The sequence below is a fragment of the Caballeronia sp. M23-90 genome (genome assembly GCF_053574605.1).
Map to the genome: position 1 here is coordinate 1 of NZ_JBSIPA010000551.1, position 4,000 is coordinate 4,000.

The 4,000-nt window shown below is 59.1% G+C and carries 3 protein-coding genes and 1 tRNA gene; 1 reads left to right on the plus strand and 3 read right to left on the minus strand.

Annotated features, from left to right (window positions below):
• Positions 1-235 precede the first annotated feature (235 nt).
• The 3 genes from ACRXB1_RS32265 to ACRXB1_RS32275 all read right to left on the minus strand — a co-directional run bounded on the left by ACRXB1_RS32265 (position 236) and on the right by ACRXB1_RS32275 (position 2,462).
• Positions 236-312, minus strand: a tRNA-Asp gene (locus ACRXB1_RS32265).
• A gap of 168 nt (positions 313-480) precedes the next feature.
• Positions 481-1,773, minus strand: coding sequence for an MFS transporter (locus ACRXB1_RS32270; protein ID WP_449494342.1), 1,293 nt, complete (start codon positions 1,771-1,773; stop codon positions 481-483).
• A gap of 158 nt (positions 1,774-1,931) precedes the next feature.
• Positions 1,932-2,462 (minus strand): RidA family protein, encoded by a 531-nt coding sequence (locus tag ACRXB1_RS32275; RefSeq protein WP_449494343.1) that lies wholly within the window; start codon positions 2,460-2,462, stop codon positions 1,932-1,934.
• A gap of 241 nt (positions 2,463-2,703) precedes the next feature.
• On the opposite strand from ACRXB1_RS32275, the gene ACRXB1_RS32280 reads away from it, so the two are divergent.
• A complete protein-coding gene (locus ACRXB1_RS32280) occupies positions 2,704-3,645 on the plus strand; it encodes a glycosyltransferase family 9 protein (RefSeq protein ID WP_231941335.1) in 942 nt (313 codons plus the stop codon).
• Positions 3,646-4,000: the final 355 nt, after the last annotated feature.

Below are 4,000 nucleotides of genomic sequence, written 5' to 3' on the forward strand. Positions count from 1 at the left end.
GACCCCGGCAATGCGCGCTACATCGGCCATGCGAGGCGGCGCGGAAGTCGGAGGCGTGTGGTCGTCGGGCATCGTGCTTAAGTCATTAACGGGGTTCGTTAATGATACTGGATGACGATTCGCTGCAAATCGCGATGCGTCCACTAAGTTGCCGACCCATGGGAAAGCTGAAAAGCAAAAAGCCCGCTGCGTGCGGGCTATGAAGTTTGCTTTGATGCTGCTTGAACCACGATATTGGCGGAGCGGACGGGACTCGAACCCGCGACCCCCGGCGTGACAGGCCGGTATTCTAACCAACTGAACTACCACTCCATTTTGTGCTGCTTACCGCTTGATTCGAATCGGAAAACGACATGCCGAAGAGTTGAACGACACCTCTGCCAGCCTTGCGCCACAACCGTTTCAATCAATCGGGGACGAAGTATATAACGAAATTTCCGGCGGCGCGAAGATTTTTATATCGGGATAGAAATGAGCGTTTCAGTGGCCGCCGGCACCTTGCGTGGCTACGAGATCCTGCGGCGGGTCATCGGGTAAATGCAACGGCTCGACCTTCCCCACGATCACCAGATAACTGAACGCGCCAAGAACGCAAAAACCGCCAGCAACGACAAGCGGCACAGTGAACGAGCCCTTGGTGAGCTGCACCATGAAACCGGTGAAGGTGGTAATGACGATGCCCGCGAGATTCGAGGCAAAGTTCTGTATGCCGCCAATCGATGCGACATGATCCGGCGTTGGCGCGACATCGCCGGGCAGCGACCAGATGCTTGCCGCTGCAAACGCCAGGCTTCCATAAGCGATGCCGAACGATGCCAGCATCAATGCCGTGCTCGTGGTGAACGCGGACACCGTGATCACCGACGACAACAACATCCCGCCGACCATGCAGGTCTTGCGCGCCTTGGTGAGGCTCCAGCCGCGCTTGTAAAGGCCATCGGAGACAATGCCGCCGAGCCAGCCGCCCGGGATCGATATCAGCGCGGGAATCATGCCGAGCGTGCCAAGCGACTTCAACGAGAACCCGCGTGTCTGAACGAGATAACTCGGGAACCATGTGATGAAGAAGTAGATCACGAAGTTCAGGCAGAAGAAGCCGAGCATCATGCCCCACAGCGTCCGGTGCCTGAAGAGCGACAACCAGGTGATCTTCTTGCCCGTTGCTTTCGGTTGAACCACGGGTTCCGCGCCTTCCTCGCCTGTCAGGTCACCGCGCGAGGGATTGCGATAGAGGACGAACCAGCCCAGGACCCACACGATTCCAAGCGCGCCTGTTGCGATGAACGACGCTTCCCAGCCGAAGCTGCTGATGATCAGCGCCACCACCGGAATGGAGAGCGCCGCGCCGACACGCGAACCGCTATCGAAGACGCTGGTTGCAAACGCGCGCTGCGCGGGCTTGAACCATTGCGCGACGAGTTTCACGCACGCCGGATAAGCGCCCGCCTCGCCTACGCCGAGCATCAGCCGGCAGCCGAACATGCCCGCTACGCTCGTGGCCGCCGCGGTCAGTGCGGTGAATACGGACCACCATCCCACCGCGAGCGGCAATGCAATACGTCCGCCGATCTTGTCGACGAACCAGCCGAACGGCATCTGCATGAAAGCGTAGGTCCAGAAAAACCCGCTCAGCACGAGCCCCATTTGCGCGGGACCAATATTGAGGGCCTTCTCTATCTGCGGCGCTGCGACCGCCAGATTTGCACGATCGATGTAGTTGATCGCGATAGCAAGGAAGCAAAGAAATACAACCATCCAACGCATCTTGCGCATGCTTTTGTCTCCTCCTGTATGCCAGGTAATTTTTTTGTCAGCTAGCCGTCACATGCTACCTGTTAAGCGCGTTCGTTTGCACAGATGGCTGCGCGCTTAAGGGTGTTCACCGATATACGTCTTACAACCCGAAAGCCTGCAACACCTATCCTTTACCGCTAACCGGCCCCGGTTTTCAGCGCGGCCACCAGTTCGATCTCGACCGGTATGTTGAACGGAAGGACATGCACGCCCAGCGCGCAGCGGGTATGCAAGCCGGTCTCGCCAAAGACCTCGATCAGCAGATCTGACGCGCCATCGATTACGAGATGCTGAAAATAAAAGTCGGGAGCGCTGCTGACCCAGCCCGTGAGCTTTACGATCCGCATCACGCGATCCAGTCCGATCTCGGCATCGAGCGCGGCAAGCGCGTTCATCGCGGATAAACGCGCCGCTTTGTAGCCATCCTCCTGCGTAAGCGTTTCGCCGATGCGTCCCGTATAAACCGGCCGCGGCCCGACCAGCGGCCCTTGCCCTGAAACGAAGATCAGGTTCGACGCCTCGACGACGGTCACATACGAAGCCGCAGGTTTGGGCGCGGCGGGTAATGCCAGATTCAGATCCTTGAGTCGCTGGTAGATGGTCATGTATTGGTAGTGAAAGGTCCAACCGTGGAAGGGCTCGCGAAAGTCGCCATTTTCATCGAACAATATTGGTTGATTTGCCGGCTTTTGGCATCGATCCGGCGCTCACCCGTGAGCAATTTGTCAATGGCGCTTATCATGTTGGTCCGGCCGGGATCAAAACACGTTCAATGCGTGCAATCGAACCGCCCTCTCAGCTCAACCATGCATCCAGGCATTCAGGCAGCGTGAACACTCTTACAAGCGAAACCCGATGGCTTTAACGCCGTTACGTGGCCTTCTGCCCTATCGGCGCGTGGCATTCTCCATGTCGAACGCGATCGGCGATTCGCTCGTCTGCATGGTGATCGTGCAGAACCTGATCAGGAATGGCATCGACGTAACGGTGTTCGGCGCGCCGGCCCATGCACTGCGCGCGTGGTTTCCGGATGCGCGGATCTTGCCGCTGCCGCACGTCAGCAAGATCAAGGAAACGTTCGCCCAGTTCGAAGCCGTATTCCAGATGCAGCCCGAGCAGCCGCTGCCAACGCTCACCGACATGCATGATCGCGTGATTACGCTGCACGACGTGGAGTATGGAAACAGGCAAGGCTCCATGGCCGAGCGATTCATGCACTACTGCCGCGACGAGCTCGGCATCAGCGGCGCGACATCGCACAACGGCATGACAGCGCTCAAGGGGCTCGTGCACAGGCGCCATGCAAACCGCGTCATCATCCATCCGGAAGCCAGCACCGGCGACAAGCGCTGGTTGCCGGCCCGATTCATGAAAGTCGCATCGCAACTGAAAGCACGCGGTCTGGAAGTCGTGTTCATCCTGGCGCCTCACGAACGGGAACGCTGGCGGGACCTGCGCCAGCAAGGTATCGCCGCGCCCAGGATCCACGACCTGAGCGAGCTCGCGGGCTACGTGTATGAGTCAGGCTGGTTTATCGGCAACGATTCCGGCATTGGGCATCTTGCGTCGAATCTCGGCATTCCGTCTGTGAGTGTGTTCCGGCGCAGGAATGTGTCGGAAAAATGGCGGCCGGCCTGGGGTAATGTCGAAGTGGTGCTGCCGTGGCAATGGGTGCCGAGCGCATTCCTGAAGAACAAATGGTGGCGTCATACGCTGACCTGCGCCCGCGTGCTCGCTGGATTCGACAGGATCGTGCGCCGGCAGACGCTTGGGGTGCATCGTGTGGAGGAGGTGGAAAGGCACGAGTCGCGGGCGAGCGTCGCGCAACTGGAGGTCGAGACGCTTCGATGATTTGTCTTACGATCGACGCGACGAAATTTCAAAAGTCCTGTCGATTCCTACATGAGGCTGCCGGTCCTTGCGCGGCCCTTCCGACGGGACGCCCGCCTGCGAGCGGTGTGTGCGCCTGAGCACACTCGGCATTGATCCTGCTTCAGGCGAACGTTCGCCGTCCGCCGCAAACCGTTACTATCTGTTTCGAGCGATTTGCTTTTGTCTTCTGATGCGACCCGACCGTGCCCAACACAGACCCTTCCGACTATTGCCTGACGTGCGGTAATCCGCTGCCCTCGTCCGATACCGCCTGCACGCGCTGCAACGGCGCGTCCGCAAGCGGCGCCATGATCGAGCCGCATTTGTCCGGCAA

Coding starts and splice junctions, on each gene's coding strand:
- ACRXB1_RS32270 (WP_449494342.1), bottom strand. CDS start 1,773: ATGCGCAAGATGCGTTGGATGGTTGTATTTCTTTGCTTCCTTGCTATC.
- ACRXB1_RS32280 (WP_231941335.1), top strand. CDS start 2,704: ATGTCGAACGCGATCGGCGATTCGCTCGTCTGCATGGTGATCGTGCAG.